The sequence below is a fragment of the Comamonas sp. C24C genome, from assembly GCF_053345995.1.
Window position 1 is genome coordinate 262148 of record NZ_JBKFBC010000003.1, and the last position, 16212, is coordinate 278359.

Consider the following 16212-nt stretch of genomic DNA (forward strand, 5'->3'; position numbering starts at 1 on the left):
CACGGCGTCGTCCCAGGCCGCGTTGCCGCTGGACTTGGAGATCGTGGCGCTGGTGATGGTGCCGTCCGGTGCCGTGCGCACGCGAACCTCGGCACGCGGATTGCCGCTGACCGCATCGGGGTAGACGATGTTGGGCTTGACGCGCGCTGCCACCTTGGCCGCATAACCCGCCGAGGGGCCGCCGCTGGCACTGCTGCCCGCACCACCCGTGCGGCTGCCGCCGCTGCCGGCCTGATCGCTGCCGCCGGAGCCGCCAGCCAGCCCTTGCAGGCGTGCCAGCTCGGCCTTGCGGCGGTCATCGGCTGCCTTGGCATCCTTGGCGTCCCTGGCAGCCTTCTCCTTGGCTTCCTTGGCTGCCTTTTCCTTATCGGCCTTGTCCTTCTCGGCTTTTTCCCTGGCAGCCTTGTCCTTGGCGGCTTTGTCGGCCTTTTCCTTTTCGGCCTTTTCCGCTTTTTCCTTCTCGGCCTTGTCCTTGGCAGCCTTGTCGGCCTTTTCCTTTTTCTCGTGCTCGAGCTTTTCCTTGCGTTCCTTCTCCGCCTTTTCAGCCTTCTGCTTTTCCAGCTGAGCCTTTTCGGCCTTTTCCTTCTCGGCCTTGTCCTTCTCGGCCTTGTCCTTCTCTGCTTTTTCCTTGCGTTCTTTTTCCCGCTGTTCGCGGGCTTCCTGCTCCGCCTTTTCCTTCTTCAGCTGCTCCTGCTTTTTCTTCTTGGCCAGGGCGATCTCGGCCTCATGATCGTCGTCAGGGGCCTGGACCTTGGGGGCTGGAGCAGGAGGAGGCAGAGGCGCAACCACGGGCTCCGGTGGAGGTGGCGGCGGCTCGGGTGCCGGGGGCGGTTCCGGAGTGGGCTCCGGGGCAGGGGGCGGCGGTGTCACGGCGGCGGCAGAGGCGGGCGCGGAACTGCTCCAGACCTCGGCTTCGACCATGGCTTCGTCGGCTTCTTTGGGGGGGCGCACCGTCCACAGTAGGGCCGCGATCAGCAACCCGTGCGCGGCCAGGGCGAGCGACCATGAGCGCGCCCGGCCTTTGGGGCGGGGCGGGGCAAACTGATCGCGATCTTGCTGGTTAGGCATGGTGAATTGGTGGTCTGCGCGGGCTGCGGCTTCAATGCATCAAAGTCGCGGCCGGAGGCAGAGCTTCCTGTAGGGGATCAATTGCTGGAAGAGGAAACGACGCCGAAGGCAATGCGCTTGACGCCGGCCTTGGACAGCGTGGTGTGCGCCTTCATGACGTCGTCAAAAGGCAGACCCTTGTCGGCGATGATCTGGATGGCGCTGTCCTCGCCCTGGCCTTGCTGCCAGGACTGGGCCAGACCCTTGAGGTCGTCGAGCTTGATGGTCTGGGTGTTGCTGCCGTTCTTGAACTGGATGCTGCCGTCCTTGTCGAGCAGCACATAGGCAATGTTCTTGGTCGGCGGGCGCGAGGACTTGCCCGCGCTGGGCACGTTGATGGAGCCCGGCGTGAGCATGGGCGCCGTCACCATGAAGATGATGAGCAGCACCAGCATCACGTCGATGAAGGGCACCATATTGATTTCGTTGACGGTGCGGCGATTGCGACCGCGTGAACTCATGGCTGGCATGGATCACACTCCTTACAAATAGACTGCTCAGCGCAGGCCCAAGACACCCGGCAAGGGCTGCCGCGCAGCAGGGGCTGCCCCAGCGAAGCTGTCGCCCTCCTGCCGAAGAGGGAGGGAGCAGGCGCGAAGCGACTCAGGGCCTGCTTCATCTCAATGGCCGGAGGCGGAGCCGCTGGCCGTGGCGCCGACATTGCGCTGCAGGATATTGGAGAACTCCTCGATGAAGGTCTCTTCCTGGCTGGCGATGCGGTCGATGTGGTGGGCGTAGCGGTTGTAGGCCGTCACGGCGGGGATGGCTGCAAACAGACCCATGGCGGTGGCGACCAGGGCTTCGGCAATGCCGGGGGCCACGGTGGCCAGCGTGATCTGCTCCATATTGGCAAAGCCGGTGAAGGCGTGCATCACGCCCCACACGGTGCCGAACAGGCCGACATAGGGCGAGACCGAGGCCACCGTGCCCAGGAAGGACAGGCCGGATTCGATTTCGTCGAGTTCGCGCTGGAAGCTCGCGCGCATGGCACGGCGCGTGCCGTCCATCAGCGTGGCGACATCGCCGATACGGCGCTCGCGCAGCTTCTGGTATTCACGCATGCCGCTGGCAAAGATGCGCTCCATGGGGCCGCCGGTCTTGGCATTCTGCGCCGCAGAGGCGTAGAGGTCGTTGAGGCTGGTGCCCGACCAGAAGTCCTGCTCGAAGTTGTCGTTGAGCGTGCGCACGCGCTTCAAGGTCTGGGCCTTGCGGAAAATGGTGGCCCAGCTCGCTATGGATGCGATCACCAGGATCAGCATGACCAGTTGCACCACCCAGCTGGCCTGCATGATGAGGCTGAGGATGGACATGTCTTGGGAGTTCATGAAAGTTGCTCCAGGATATGGTTCGGAATTCTCGCGGGGCGCATGGTCGTGCCATCCACCCACCCAATTCGGATCGAGCCCGTGCACAGCGGCGTGGACTCTTGGGACTGACTGTCGGAATGCACCAGCAGCGCCTGCTGCTCGATTGTGAGCGAAGCACGGCCGGCACTTTTCAAGCTAGCGGTAACAAAGAGTTGGTCATCGAGTCGCGCCGGGTGCAGATATTCAAGCTGCGCAGACGTTACGACAAAGATGCCGCCGGTTTGTTCCCGCAGCTTTTGCTGGGCGATGCCCAGCGAGCGCAACCACTCGGTGCGGGCACGCTCGAAGAACTTGAGGTAGTTGGCATAGAACACGACGCCGCCGGCGTCGGTGTCTTCCCAGTAAACGCGCATCGGGAATGTGAACACCCCGGTTGCGGCGGCTTGCATGGCATCGGCCCCGTCAGGCAAGGGCGCTGGTTGGCTCTGCATCATCACGGATTCAGCAGAAGAGCTTTTTCATGCGAGCAATGGCTTCCTGCAACTGCTCCATCGAGTTGGCGGTGGAAAAGCGGACATAGTTCGCCGTCTCGGCCTGACCGAAGTCGCGGCCGGGGGTGATGGCCAGGTGAGCCTGGTTCATCAGTGCATAGGCAAAGTCCCAGCTGCCCTTCACGCCGAGCTTTTCGGCCGCGGCGCGGCAGTCGGCCCAGGCGTAGAAGGCGCCGTCGGGCTTGACGGGCACGGGCAGGCCGATCGATTCGAGAGCCGGGATGAAATAGTCGCGGCGGGCCTTGAACTCGGCGCGGCGGCGTTCGTATTCGGCGATGCTTTCGGGCTCGAAGCAGGCCAGGGCCGCATATTGCGAGACGGTGCTGGCGCAGATGAACAGATGCTGGGCCAGCATCTCGATGGGCGCGACCAGCGATTCGGGCACCACCATCCAGCCAAGGCGCCAGCCCGTCATATTGAAGTATTTGCTGAAGCTGTTGATGGAGATGATGTCATCGCCCAGCTGCAGGGCCGATTGGCCGAAGGCTTCGTCGTAGGACAGGCCCAGGTAGATTTCATCGACGATGGTCAGCCCGCCTTTGGCGCGCACGACGTCGTGGATGCGGCGCAGCTCGTCGGGAGCAATCGAGGTGCCCGTGGGGTTGGAAGGCGAGGCCAGCATCACGCCGCGTGTGCGCTCGCCCCAGGCTGCTTCGACCTTGGCGGCGCTGAGCTGGAAGCGCTCCGCAGCCGAAGAGGGGATCAGCACCGGCTTGCCCTCGGCCGCCGAGACAAAGTGGCGGTTGCAGGGGTAGCTGGGATCGGGCATCAGCACCTCGTCGCCCTCGTCGATCAGGGCCAGGCAGGCCAGCTGCAGCGCGGCCGAGGCGCCGGCCGTGATGATGATGCGGCGCGCCGGCACGTCCACGCCGAAACGGCTGGCGTACCAGGCGCTGATGCGCTCGCGCAGTTCGGGCAGGCCCGGTGCCTGGGTGTATTGCGTGCGGCCGCCGCGGATGGCGCGCTCAGCCGCTTCCTGCACCAGAGGCGGGGCGCTGAAGTCCGGCTCGCCGATGTTCAGGTAGATCATGGGCGTGCCGCTGGCGCTGGACTGGCGGGCCACTTCCTGCGCGTGCTTGGCCATTTCCATGACGTAGAAAGGCTCGATGCGTTGGGCGCGGCGGGAAAGCTCGATGACGGACATGGACGACGTTATTCTTTCAATCAATCAGCGTTCGGGAGCAATCTGGCAACTGCAGGGCGTGCGCTGCAGCAGCTTTGCGCCCATAAAAAAACTGCAACCAGCCAGCGGGTGCACGATAGCACCAGCGGCCCTGTTGCAGTGTTTGCTTTGACTATGCATGCAGCGGCAGCAGGGCCGCGCAGGCGCGGCGCTGCTGGTCAAGCGCTTCAGCTGGCAGACTTGTTGGCGCGGTCATGCGCCACTTCGGTGGCACGCAGCTCGGGTGCCAGCCCGTTGAGCACGGCGTTGACATACTTGTGACCGTCGGTGCCGCCAAATTCCTTGGCCAGCTCGATGCACTCGTTGAGCACCACGCGCCAGGGCACGTCAGGGCAGTTCTGGAACTCGTACACGCCAATCCACATGCAGGCATGTTCGATGGGCGAGATCTCTGTCAGGCCGCGATCGAGCTTGGGCGTGATCAGTGCATCCAGGGAGACTTCGTTTTCCACGCAGCCGCGCAGCAGTGCGTCGTAGTGCACCACGTCGGCCTTGTGAAAGCCGGCCAGATCGCGCGTGAAGCGGTCGATGTCGAGCACCGCATTGCGGCCCACGATGTGCTGATACAGACCTTGCAGTGCGAATTCGCGTGCGCGGCTGCGGTTGGACTTGGAGCCCGCCTTGCGTGCGCCGGTGCTGGTCAGGCCGGTGCGCTTCTGGGGTGGGCGGCGCGAGCCGGACTCGCTGGATTGTTCTTCACTCATGATCGTCGTAGGAGTTGAGCAGATTGGCCATTTCCACGGCGACGCGGGCTGCGTCGCGGCCCTTCTCGACCTGGCGGGCGATGGCCTGCTCCATGTTTTCAGTGGTGATGATCGCGTTGGCGATCGGCAGCCGGTAGTCCAGGCTCAGGCGTGTCACGCCTGCGCCCGATTCGTTGGCTACCAGCTCGAAGTGGTATGTCTCCCCACGGATGATGCAGCCCAGCGCCACCAGGGCGTCGTACTGATCGGTGTCGGCCAGTGTCTGCAGCGCCACGGGCACTTCGAGTGCGCCGGGGACGGTGACATGGTCGATGTTCTCGGTCTTCACACCCAGTGCCAGCAGCTCGTCGCGGCAGGAGGCAAACAGGGTGTTGGTAATGCTTTCGTTGAAGCGTGCCTGCACGATGCCGATCTTCAGTCCGGCGCCGTTGAGGTTCTGGCCTTGGCCTTTTTCTGCGTTTTGCATCTGGTGTTCCGTCTCTTATTCCTTGGGGATGTAACCCGTGATTTCCAGGCCGTAGCCCGCCATGCTGGGCATGCGGCGGGGCTGGCCCATAAGCTGCATCTTGCTCACGCCCAGCTCGCGCAGGATTTGCGCGCCCACGCCATAGGTGCGCAGGTCCATGCGGCCGCGCTCAGGCGCCTGGGCCGAACGGGCCTTGCCTTCGAACTGGGTCAGCAGCTGCTCGCCGGACTCGCTGCAGTTGAGCAGCACGGCCACGCCCTGGCCATTGCCGTTGATGTACTTGAGGCTTTCGTCCAGGCACCAGGAATGCTGGTTGCGGCCGGTTTCGAGCGCATCGAGCACCGACAGCGGCTCGTGCACGCGCACGGGCACGGTGGTGTCGGGCTGCCATTCGCCCTTGACCAGTGCCAGGTGCACGGAGCCGCTGGGCACGTCGCGGAAGGCATGGGCGATGAATTCGCCATGGGCCGTCTGCATGGGGCGGCTGCCCACTTTCTGCAGCAGGGATTCGTTGCGGCTGCGGTATTCGATGAGGTCGGCAATCGTGCCGATCTTGATGCCATGCTCGGCGCAGAACAGCTGCAGATCGGGCAGGCGGGCCATGGTGCCGTCGTCCTTCATGATCTCGCAGATCACGGCCGAGGGCGTGCAGCCTGCCAGCGCGGCCAGATCGCAACCGGCTTCGGTATGGCCGGCGCGCATGAGCACGCCGCCGTCCACGGCCTGCAGCGGGAAGATATGTCCGGGCTGAACCAGATCGCTGGGCTGGCTGTTCTTGTTCACGGCCACCTGGATGGTGCGCGCGCGGTCGGCAGCCGAGATGCCGGTGGTCACGCCTTCGGCGGCTTCGATGGAGATGGTGAAGGCCGTGCTGTATACGGTGCCGTTGCGCGCGGCCATGGGCGGCAGCTTGAGGAATTCGCAGCGCTCGCGGGTCAGCGTCAGGCAGATCAGGCCACGGCCGAAGCGGGCCATGAAGTTGATGGCCTCCGCCGTGACATGGTCGGACGCCAGAACCAGATCGCCTTCGTTCTCACGGTCCTCTTCGTCAACGAGAACGACCATGCGGCCGGCACGCATTTCCGCCACGATTTCTTCGACGGGCGAGATGGGCACGGGTTGGAGGGAGCTGTTCATGGAATGCCTTCTTGGACGTGAACTGGATGCGATGCACTGCAGTCGGCGGCTGGCGCATGACACGCACCAGTGAGGCATTGCCGACGCCGCCACGGGCGCAGGCAGGACTTCCAAAGAACGTGTGAGGCGGGGGCCGCCTGGGCGGAGCCGCTTTCTGCAGGGCAAGGCCTTGCGGAAAGCGCTCATTCTATTGCAGAGCGGGCTTTGAGCGCGCGAGCCGACCCTGAAACCATGATGCAGTGCAAGAACCGGGCGCAGTTCCAATGCGCGGCGTCCGGCAAGAGCGGCCCTGGAGGATGCGGTCCCCCTTGGGGGAAGCGGCAAGGCGGCTCAGAGTGGCTTACAGATACTCATGATCCTTGAGCACCACATCGCTGTCGGGATAGGCGCAGCAGGGCAGCACATAGCCTTCGGCCTGTTCCTCGGTCGTCACGCCCGGCCACTCGATGTCGTAGTGCACGCTGCCCGATACCAGCTGTCCCATGCAGGTGCGGCAGGTGCCGTTGCGGCAGGAGCTGGGCCAGTTCACGCCGCCGCTCTCCAGCGAGTCCAGCAGGGACTGGTCGGCCCAGGCGTCGACCTGCTGGCCGCTGGGCTCGCACTTGGCGATGAAGAAGGGAGGGGCAAAAGCAGAGGCGTTGGACATGAGGCGCTGTGGTGATTCTTTGCAAAACCCGTTGTTGTAGCTGGTTTGCCAAGGCCGTGGGCCCGGTGCGGATTGCCTGTTTTTTCGGCACTGATAAATGTGACGTTAAAAATCAACGACTTGCCTGACTTATTCATGGGGCAGTTGCAGTTGTTCACAAGGATGTCCAGCGTAGGACGGGATAAGTGGCCGTCTGTCGGCGGTGGTCTGATCAAAAAACAGGCATTTTGTAAAAATCCTGAAAAATCAATCATTTGAAACATTGCTGCAAAAGCTATTCAGGCTTGTCCACAGGCTTGTTGAGAAAAATTGGGGAAAAGCCCGTCGCTTGTGGATGACTGATATTTGCTATTGAAAAAAGAGCTTCTAGCGCTTGCAAATATTGAAATTTGAATAGTTTTGATATTGAAATCAAGTGATTGATTGTAGTAAAAGCTTCCGGATTGATAGCACTCTCCAGACTTACCCGCAGGCAGTCGCAAACGCTACGTTGCGCTGCAGCATGGGGGCTTAAAGTGATTGCATCAATGCACATGCAAGGAGCAAGACATCATGGCAATGGATTTTCAAGGTCGTGTGGCCATCGTGACGGGAGCGGGCGGCGGTCTGGGGCGTCTGCACGCGCTGGCCCTGGCCAGGCGCGGCGCCAAGGTGGTGGTCAACGATCTGGGCGGCGCGGTGGACGGCTCGGGCGGCTCGGCCACGGCGGCGCAGCAGGTGGTCGATGAAATCCGTGCGGCGGGCGGCGAGGCGATTGCCAACGCGGCCTCCGTGACCGACTTCGAAGCCGTGCAGGCCATGGTCAAGCAGGCCATCACGGCCTGGGGGCGCGTGGACATCCTGGTCAACAACGCCGGCATTCTGCGCGACAAGAGCTTTGCCAAGATGGACATGGCCGACTTCCGCCTGGTGGTCGACGTGCACCTGATGGGCGCTGCCAACTGCTGCAAGGCCGTCTGGCCCTATATGCAGGAGCAGAACTATGGCCGCATCGTGATGACGACCTCGTCCACGGGCCTCTATGGCAATTTCGGCCAGGCCAACTATGGCGCGGCCAAGCTGGCCCAGGTGGGCCTGATGCAGACGCTGGCCATCGAAGGCGCCAAGCACAATATCCGGGTCAACGCACTGGCCCCCACGGCGGCCACACGCATGACGGCGGGCCTGCTGCCCGAGCCGGTGCTGGAAGCCTTGAAGCCGGAGGCCGTGGTGCCCGCCATGCTGGTGCTGGCCCACGAGAGCGCGCCCACGCGCACCATTGTCTGCGCCGGTGCCGGCGGCTTCGAGGCCGCGCACATCACCATGACCGAGGGCATTTATCTGGGCATGGGCGAGACCGTTCCCGAGGAGCTGGCCGCGCGCCTGGCCGAAGTCACGGCCAGCGAGGGCCAGCAGGTGCCGGCCAGCGGTGCCGTCCAGGGGCAGGTGGAAGTGGGCAAGGCCATGAAAGCACATGGACATTGATCAAAGCCAAGCTCGCGGCATTTTTTGGCCCGTGCCGGCGGCGGCTACGGCTGCCAGCTGCGATTAGCACAGCTGAAAAAAGCCCTCTTGCGAGGGCTTTTTCTGTTTGGGAGTGAGCATGTGCTCATGCCAGGGCTTCGGTTAACCTGACAAATTTCTGGCGCGGCCACGGGCTTGTAGCAGCTCAACAGGCCGAAAAACGTGGTTAAGCGGCCAGCCGCCTTCGCGTTGTGCCTTGTTTCTCTATCATTCGCCGTCTGGGCGCGATTGGGCAGACGAGGTTTGTCGTCAGCGTCTTCACTAAGAAGGTAAAAACAATGAAGACATCGCAGGCCGCCGTGAATATGCCCACCGCCGAAAGGCTGCTGGGCATTCGTCGCGGCATCGAGAAAGAGGGACTGCGGGCACTGGCCACGGGCTCGCTGGCCCTGACGCCGCACCCTGCGGAACTGGGCTCGGCTCTCACGCACCCGCACATCACCACCGATTACAGCGAGTCCCAGCTGGAACTCATCACCGGCGCGCGCCTGGGTGTCGAGGAATGCCTGGACGAGCTCACCGAAGTCCATCAGTTCGTGCTGCGCAACCTCAGCGAAAGCGGCGAGCTGATGTGGAACGCCAGCATGCCCTGCCGGCTGCCCACGGACGAGACGATTCCGCTGGGCCGCTATGGCGGCTCGCACTCGGGTCGTTCCAAGAGCGTCTACCGCATGGGTCTGGGGCACCGCTATGGCCGCCGCATGCAGACCATCTCGGGGATTCATTACAACTGGTCGCTGCCCGGAGTGAGCAGCGACCAGTACTTCGCGCTGATCCGCAACTTCCGCCGCAACGCCTTTGTGCTGCTGTACCTGTACGGTGCCTCTCCTGCGCTGTGTCCCTGCTTTGTGGAAGGGCGCGAGCATCGCCTGCAGCCGCTGGGCGACGGCAGGAACGCACTGTATCTGCCCTATGCCACATCGCTGCGCATGGGGCGTCTGGGCTATCAGAGCGATGCGCAGTCCAGCATCAATGTCAGCTACAACGGACTCGAGGGCTATGCGGATTCACTGCATGAGGCACTGACCCGTCCATACCCGGCCTACGAGCAGCTGGGCGTGAGAAACCCCGGGGGCGACTACAACCAGCTGGGCACGGGTCTGTTGCAGATCGAGAACGAGTTCTACGGCACCATCCGCCCCAAGCGCACCGTCAGGAGTGGCGAGCGCCCGCTGCACGCGCTGCGCGAGCGCGGCGTGGAGTATGTGGAAGTGCGGCTCATGGACATCGATCCGTATGAAACCGTGGGCATCGCCCCGGCCACCATGCGCATGATCGACGTCTTCCTGCTGCACTGCCTGCACAGCGACAGCCCCGATGACACGCCCCAGGAAATCGCCGACCTCAAGCACAACCAGCATCTGGCCGCCGAGCAGGGCCGGGAGCCGGGCCTGACGCTGGTGCGTAACGGCCAGCAGGTGCTGCTGACCGAATGGGCGCAGGAAGTGCTGGAGCAATGCCGTCCCTATGCCCAGGCGCTGGATGCCGCGCATGGCACGGGCGACTACAGTGCCGCGCTGGAGCAGGCACTGGCCCGCGTGCAGGACGCGCAGTCCACGCCCTCGGCCCATGTGCTGCAGGAGCTTACCGGCGCCTACGACAACCATTTCATCGACTTCATGACCACGCAGTCCGCCAAGGCGCGCGATGCCTTGCTGGCCATGCCCTGGACGGCCGAGCAGCAGGCGCGCTACGAGCAGATGAGCCAGGAGTCGGTGGTCGCGCAGCGGGCCATCGAGGCCGCCGACACCATGACGTTCGAAGAGTGGCGCCAGCGCTATATGGACCCTGCAAGCCTGCGCTGATTGTCTGAGCTCAGTCGCTGAAAGCGCTTGCGGCCTGTGGGTTGCAAGCGCTTTTCCCATTGCGCGGGCGGTGGTGTCACAGCCTCGTCATCTGTGTTTCATATCGTAACGATCGGCGGGGCACTGCGCTCCGCGCTTGATCGGCGGTGTGCTCATGTTGTTGAAGAAATTCCAGAACCTTTCGGTGGCTCGCAAGATGTGGGCTTTGTTCCTGGGGCTGTTGCTGTGCAATGTGCTGGTGGCAGGCGGCCTGTTCAGCTATTTGCAGAATGTGGAGCAGCGGGTCAGCGCAGCCGTTCAGGCCACGGACAAGCGCATCAATCTAGCGCTGCGCTGGCAGGCGCTGACACTGCAGAGTGTGGAGGCTGCGCTGGCCAGCGTGCTCTCGTCGGAGGAGCATCTGATCGCTCAGCTTTCGCAGAAAGCGCGAGGGCTGATGCAGCAGGCTGCAGGTCTGCAGCAGCAGGTACAGGCCGATGCCCAGACCGAGGTGGATAGAGGCGGGCTGGCCAAGGTGGAGCAGGAGCGCAAGGCCGTGCTCGATATCTATGAAAAGGCCTATCAGGCGCGCGATCTGGGCAAGGCCTGGGAGGCGCAGAAGCTGGTGGACGAGCAACTGATCCCGGCCTCCAGGCGCTATGTCCAGGCCCAGGATGCCTTTATCGAGGCCCAGCAGCAGCAGCGCCTGGATGCCGAGCAGCAGGGGCGCGAGCAAACCGCCGTCGCCAAGCGCATGGCCGTGGGTGTGGGCCTGTTCATGGGGCTGGTGGGGGCGCTGCTGTCGCTGGCGACGATTCGCTCCATCACCACTCCCCTGAGCGAGGCCGTACAGCTGGCGCAGACCATTGCGGCAGGCGATCTGAGTTTTTCGCCGCCGTCAACGGGGCGCAGCGACGAGCTGGGTCGGCTCATGCAGTCGCTGGCGCTGATGACGCGCCAGCTGCGGGGCCTGGTGGGCGAGGTGCAGGGCGGCGTGGAGGCCGTGGCCGCCGCATCCAGCCAGATGGCGCAGGACAATAGCGACCTCTCCGATCGCACGGCCCATGCGGCAGAGCAGCTCAAGGCCACGGTCAGCAGCATAGAAAACATGGTCACCCTGGTCACCCATTCGGCCGACAGTGCGCGCCATGCCGACCAGAGTGCGCGCAGCGCTGCCGAGGCGGCGGCCAGCGGCGGCAGCGTGGTGCAGGAGGTGGTGCGCAACATGGAGCACATGGCGCAGAGCAGCCAGCAGGTGGCCGCCATTGTGGGAGTGATAGACGGAATTGCCTTCCAGACCAATATCCTGGCGCTGAATGCCGCCGTGGAGGCGGCGCGGGCCGGCACCCAGGGCCGCGGCTTTGCCGTGGTGGCAGCCGAGGTACGCGAGCTGGCCCTGCGCAGTGCCGAAGCGGCCAAGCAGATCCGCCAGCTGATGGACCATTCCACCCGGCAGATGAAGTCGGGCCAGACGCTGGCGCTGCAGGCCGGTCAGCGCATGGAACATATCGTGCGCGATGTGCGCACGGTCAGCGGTCTGATCGCATCGATCACCGAGGCAGCCCAGGCGCAGAACCAGGGCATTGCCCAGATCAGCGAGGCGGTGCAGGCCCTGGACCATATGACCAGCCAGAACGCCGGCCTGGTGGCGGAGTCCAGTGCGGCGGCGCGCGAGCTATTCCATCAGGCGCAGCGACTGGAGGCCGGGGCAGGGCGTTTCCGGGTCAGCTACCAGTCGCTGGGCAACGAGATCGTCGATATCGATATCGATTTCGATGATGATGCTATGAAAGATGAGGCTCGTCCGCGTACCCTGCCTGCGCTGGAAGCCGAAACGGCATAAGTTTTGGCAGCCTGGTTTCAGCCTGCGGTCAGGGCTTCGGACGCATCTTCCAGCCAGAAAGACAGCGCACCGTAATAGCCTTCCCAGACGCAGCCGTTGCAGCCGCGCCCGCAGCAGCTCGTGGGCTCGGGTGGCGGCTGGCGCAGCGTCACCTCCGCTGCCGCGGCGCGCTGCTGCCAGAGTGCGATCTGGCTGCGAGCCTGGGTCAGCGGCTGCAGCAGGGCTGCATCGCTCATTTTTTGAAGCGAACCCAGAGAAACTGGGCTATGAATGCCAGACCGAGCACCAGCGCGAACCAGCCCACGATGTGGGACTGGGCAAACAGCTGGGCGATGCCGCTTTCGGGCTTGAACACCGGAGCCAGCAAGATGATGATGCCGATCAGCGCAATCGTCAGCCCTTTGATCAGGATTTCGTTGCGGGATTTGGGCTTTTGGGGGGCGGATGGCAGGGGCATAAGCGAGCGGACAGGTCAGAAAAGCAGAGGCAGATTATCCTTGCGCGCCTGAATTCACCGACATAAAAGGGTGTTTGCGCCGATTGCGTGCCTACACCCCGCACAACAAGAAAGATCTGCGCTATGGCCATCCAATGGTTTCCCGGTCACATGCATCTGACGCGTCAGGCCATCACGGAGCGCGTCAAGGAAATCGATGTGGTCATCGAGGTTCTGGATGCGCGCCTGCCTGGCTCCAGCGCCAATCCCCTGCTGCAGGAGATGACGGGCCACAAGCCGCGCCTGAAGATACTCAACAAGCAGGACATGGCCGATCCCGTCCAGACCAAGGCCTGGATGGACTGGTACAACGCCCAGAGCGAGACCCGCGCCATCGGGCTGGACGCCTCGGAGCCGGCTCCCACCAAGCGCCTGATCGAGCAGTGCAAGCTGCTGGCGCCCTCGCGCGGCGGTCTGGCCAAGCCCATGCGCGTGCTGATCTGCGGCGTGCCCAATGTGGGCAAGTCCACGCTGATCAACTCCATGAGCGGCAAGACCCAGGCCAAGACCGGCAACGAGGCCGGTGTGACCAAGCTGGAGCAGCGCATCGTGCTGGCCGACGATTTCTACCTCTGGGACACGCCGGGCATGCTGTGGCCGCGCATCATCGTGGAGAAAAGCGGCTACAACCTGGCCGCCAGCGGCGCCGTGGGGCGCAATGCCTATGACGAAGACCTGGTGGCGCTGGAGCTGCTTTTGTATCTGCAGAAGCACTATGCCCCCATGCTGGAGGCGCGCTACAAGCTGGGCATTTCGGCTGAAGACATTGCGGCGCTGCACGATGACGAGTTGCTGACGCTGATCGGCAAGAAGCGCGGTGCCGTGATGAGCGGCGGCCGTGTGAATCTGCAGAAAGCGGCCGAGCTGGTGCTGACGGACTTCCGCGATGTGAGTATTGGCCGCATCACGCTGGAGACTCCGACCGAGTTCGAAGCCTGGCTTGCCGAGGGCCAGCAAAAGGATGCGGAGCGTCAGGCCAGGAAGGACGCCCAGACCAAGGCGCGCCGAAGCGCGCGCCGCCGGCAGCCCTGAGCTTGCGGCTAACGCCCGGCCCCGGGCGGCGCAGGCAGATGGCATCGGGCAGGCCTGGCGTGCAGATTTTCTGAATCAGACTTGCCAGGGCGATTGAACTTATTGGCAACTACCCCTAGCATTCATCATTCAGTCTGAATGCTAAAGGGCTTGCATGCGGCGTCATTTTGTCGAGGCCAGATACCGGTTGCCCATGCGTCGCATGGTGTGGCTGGGCTGTCTCTGGATGTGGGTCCTGGGCGCCATGATGAGTCTGGTCTGGTTGCTGGCACCCGCGGTGGACGACATGGACCTGGCGCTGTCCGGCGGCGTCATGCTGCTGTCGCTGCTGTGCATGGGACTGGCCAAGACCAGGAAATGGGCCTGGGCCGTGTCCTGTTTTGTCTGGGGCAACTGGCTGCTGAGCCTGCTCTGGGCCTGGCACACGGGAGGGCTTTACGGGCCCGCCGTGATGGCTTTCCCGGCCTGGCTGGTGGTTGCGGTCTGGGTGCAGGGCACGCGTGCCGCCCTGGCGATGCTGGGCCTGTCCACCTTGGTCGTCGCCGCTCTGTGGTGGCTGGCGCCCCAGATCGGCATGCCGGCTGCGGCGCTCTCGGCAACCGAGCACCTGCTGGCGCTGATCCATGTGGTGGGCATGATGATGCTGGTGCTCATCATTTGCCTGCAGGCCAGGGCCAGCCTGGGACGACGCGTTCAGAAAAGCATGGAAACGCTGGCTGCGCTGGAGGCCAGTCAGAACGAGCTGCGCAAGTTCTACCGGGCGGTCGAGCAGAACCCGGAGAGCATCGTCATCACCGATCCCCAGCTGAAGGTCGTGTATGTCAACGAGGCCTTTCTGAGCCGCTCGGGCTATGCGCGCGAGCAGGTGCTCGGCCAGTCGACCGAGCTGGTCTCCACCATGGGCATGGATCGCAGTCATCGTCAGCGCGCGCTCAAGCAGCTGGCCACGGGCACGCTGTGGCGCGGCGAGATGACCAATCGCACGAGCAAGGGCGAGGCCTTGCGCGAATCGGTGCTGGTGACGCCGATTCGCACGCCGCAGGGCGAGGTCGTCAATTATGTGGAGCTCAAGCGCGATCTCTCCGAGCGTGTGCTGGCCGAGCGCCGCATCCATGACCTGGTCTATCTGGATCCGCTCACGGGCCTGCCCAACCGCCATTCGCTGACCCTGCATCTGCGCGAGCTGAACCTGGCCCGCCAGGACGCCTGCCATGGCCTGCTGCTTCTGGATGTGGATCGCTTTTCCGTCTTCAACGATGTGCATGGCATGCAGCACAGCGATGAGCTGGTGCAGGCCATGGGGGCCAGACTGGTCGAGGCGCTGCCCGACGATGCCTGGATTGCGCGTATCGCGGCTGCGGAATTTGCCATCGTCTTCGATAGCCTGCACAAGCATGCCCAGGGCGTGGAGGAGCAGCTGCAGCAGTACGCGCTGACCTTGAAGAAGGCCTTGCAAAAGCCGTTTTCCCTCAATAGCTGGATCGAGACAGAGTTTGTCAGCTGCTGCATAGGCGGTGCGGTGCTGGAGCCGGCCCTCAAGGGCGGCAACAGCCATGACGTGCTGCGCTTTGCCAGCGTGGCCCTGCATGAGGCCAAGCAGGGCGGGCCGGGCAGCGTGGTCCTGTTCGAGCCGCGCATGGCTCAGGATGTTTACCGGCGCGTGCGCATTGCCAAGGATCTGTACCACGGCATCTCCCAGGGCGAGCTGCGCCTGTATCTGCAGAGCCAGACCGATGCGCGCGGTCGATGTGTGGGCGCCGAGGCGCTGGTGCGCTGGCAGCATCCGGAATGGGGGCTGGTCAGTCCGGGAGAGTTCATTCCGGTGGCCGAGGAGTCCGAGCTCATTGTGCGTCTGGGTGACTGGGTGCTGCGTCAGGCCTGTACGCTGCTGGCGAGACCGGCAATGGCGGAGCGCGGTCTGCGTCTGTCGGTCAACGTCAGCGCCCAGCAGTTCGGGCATGAGGACTTCATGGCCACGCTGGACAAGATACTGAGGGAGACCGGTGCCAATGCACGCCAGCTGACGCTGGAGATCACTGAAGGCACCTTGCTGCGGGATCTGGACCAGGCGCGCCGGCGCATGCTGGCTCTGCGCGGCCTGGGGATTGAGATCTCTCTCGATGACTTCGGCACCGGCTATTCCAGCATGTACAGCCTGCAGCATCTGCCGATCCAGGAACTCAAGATCGACAGGAGCTTCGTCAGCGGCAGCCATCGCTCCGAAAAGGACGCGGCTCTGGTGGAGGCCATGCTGCTGGTGGCGCACCGCTTGCAGCTGCGCGTGGTGGCCGAAGGCGTGGAGCTGTCCGAGCAGGCGCTGCAGCTGACGCGATGGAACCCGGACATCGTGCTGCAGGGCATGCTGCTCGGGATGCCCATACCGCAGCAGCGCTGGCAGGTCGAGGTACTGGGCGAGCCCGATACGGATGTCAAGACGTGAAAAAGCCCGCAAC

Annotated in this window: 16 protein-coding genes; 5 read left to right on the top strand and 11 right to left on the bottom strand. The window is 63.8% G+C overall.

The window, feature by feature from the left end; genetic code table 11:
- The 9 genes from tolA to ACLBXN_RS08120 form a co-directional block, all read right to left on the bottom strand.
- Nucleotides 1–1068, bottom strand: a 1068-nt coding sequence (gene tolA / locus ACLBXN_RS08080; RefSeq protein ID WP_447611777.1) for a cell envelope integrity protein TolA, incomplete at its 3' end; no start/stop codon positions are given.
- Nucleotides 1069–1145: 77 nt separating this feature from the next.
- The gene (locus ACLBXN_RS08085; protein ID WP_012839211.1) at nt 1146–1577 is read right to left on the bottom strand and encodes a biopolymer transporter ExbD; all 432 of its coding nucleotides are present in this window, start codon (nt 1575–1577) and stop codon (nt 1146–1148) included.
- 150 nt (nt 1578–1727) lie between these two features.
- On the bottom strand, nt 1728–2432 hold the full coding sequence (gene tolQ / locus ACLBXN_RS08090; RefSeq protein WP_043005484.1) for a protein TolQ: 705 nt from the start codon (nt 2430–2432) through the stop codon (nt 1728–1730).
- The gene (gene ybgC, locus ACLBXN_RS08095; protein ID WP_447611778.1) at nt 2429–2863 is read right to left on the bottom strand and encodes a tol-pal system-associated acyl-CoA thioesterase; all 435 of its coding nucleotides are present in this window, start codon (nt 2861–2863) and stop codon (nt 2429–2431) included. Before ybgC ends, tolQ begins: the two co-directional genes overlap by 4 nt.
- Nucleotides 2864–2915: 52 nt before the next feature.
- Nucleotides 2916–4109, bottom strand: a complete 1194-nt coding sequence (locus ACLBXN_RS08100) for a pyridoxal phosphate-dependent aminotransferase (protein ID WP_447611779.1) — start codon at nt 4107–4109, stop codon at nt 2916–2918.
- Between the two features lie 206 nt (nt 4110–4315).
- On the bottom strand, nt 4316–4852 hold the full coding sequence (gene nusB, locus ACLBXN_RS08105; RefSeq protein WP_043005483.1) for a transcription antitermination factor NusB: 537 nt from the start codon (nt 4850–4852) through the stop codon (nt 4316–4318).
- Entirely contained in the window at nt 4845–5318 is a 474-nt protein-coding gene (ribH, locus tag ACLBXN_RS08110) for a 6,7-dimethyl-8-ribityllumazine synthase (protein WP_003053262.1), read from the bottom strand. The genes nusB and ribH overlap by 8 nt, the downstream gene beginning before the upstream one ends.
- 15 nt (nt 5319–5333) lie before the next feature.
- On the bottom strand, nt 5334–6455 hold the full coding sequence (ribBA, locus tag ACLBXN_RS08115; RefSeq protein WP_003053263.1) for a bifunctional 3,4-dihydroxy-2-butanone-4-phosphate synthase/GTP cyclohydrolase II: 1122 nt from the start codon (nt 6453–6455) through the stop codon (nt 5334–5336).
- 340 nt (nt 6456–6795) lie between these two features.
- The gene (locus ACLBXN_RS08120) at nt 6796–7101 is read right to left on the bottom strand and encodes a 2Fe-2S iron-sulfur cluster-binding protein (RefSeq protein ID WP_211458575.1); all 306 of its coding nucleotides are present in this window, start codon (nt 7099–7101) and stop codon (nt 6796–6798) included.
- Between the two features lie 552 nt (nt 7102–7653).
- Between ACLBXN_RS08120 and ACLBXN_RS08125 the strand changes: the two genes are divergently transcribed.
- The 3 genes from ACLBXN_RS08125 (at nt 7654) to ACLBXN_RS08135 (ending at nt 12231) form a co-directional block, all read left to right on the top strand.
- Entirely contained in the window at nt 7654–8565 is a 912-nt protein-coding gene (locus ACLBXN_RS08125) for an SDR family NAD(P)-dependent oxidoreductase (RefSeq protein WP_034376464.1), read from the top strand.
- Nucleotides 8566–8882: 317 nt separating this feature from the next.
- Nucleotides 8883–10409: a glutamate--cysteine ligase gene (gene gshA, locus ACLBXN_RS08130; protein WP_447611780.1), complete on the top strand. Its 1527-nt coding sequence runs from the start codon at nt 8883–8885 to the stop codon at nt 10407–10409.
- Between the two features lie 154 nt (nt 10410–10563).
- Complete coding sequence (locus ACLBXN_RS08135; protein WP_447611781.1) at nt 10564–12231, top strand: methyl-accepting chemotaxis protein; 1668 nt, start codon at nt 10564–10566, stop codon at nt 12229–12231.
- A 17-nt stretch (nt 12232–12248) separates the two neighbouring features.
- Here the strand turns inward: ACLBXN_RS08135 and ACLBXN_RS08140 are convergent, their stop codons facing one another.
- Both ACLBXN_RS08140 and ACLBXN_RS08145 read right to left on the bottom strand, forming a co-directional pair.
- Nucleotides 12249–12467 carry an oxidoreductase-like domain-containing protein gene (locus ACLBXN_RS08140; RefSeq protein WP_080757974.1) on the bottom strand — a complete coding sequence of 73 codons (219 nt, stop codon included), beginning with the start codon at nt 12465–12467 and terminating at the stop codon, nt 12249–12251.
- Nucleotides 12464–12688 (bottom strand): hypothetical protein, encoded by a 225-nt coding sequence (locus ACLBXN_RS08145; RefSeq protein ID WP_043005478.1) that lies wholly within the window; start codon nt 12686–12688, stop codon nt 12464–12466. The genes ACLBXN_RS08140 and ACLBXN_RS08145 overlap by 4 nt, the downstream gene beginning before the upstream one ends.
- Nucleotides 12689–12811: 123 nt before the next feature.
- Here ACLBXN_RS08145 and ylqF point away from each other — a divergent pair, with 123 nt between their 5' ends.
- Together ylqF and ACLBXN_RS08155 are read left to right on the top strand one after the other, a co-directional pair.
- Nucleotides 12812–13759 (top strand): ribosome biogenesis GTPase YlqF, encoded by a 948-nt coding sequence (gene ylqF, locus ACLBXN_RS08150; RefSeq protein ID WP_043005477.1) that lies wholly within the window; start codon nt 12812–12814, stop codon nt 13757–13759.
- A gap of 154 nt (nt 13760–13913) precedes the next feature.
- Nucleotides 13914–16199, top strand: coding sequence for an EAL domain-containing protein (locus ACLBXN_RS08155; protein ID WP_447611782.1), 2286 nt, complete (start codon nt 13914–13916; stop codon nt 16197–16199).
- The last annotated feature ends 13 nt before the right edge of the window (nt 16200–16212 follow it).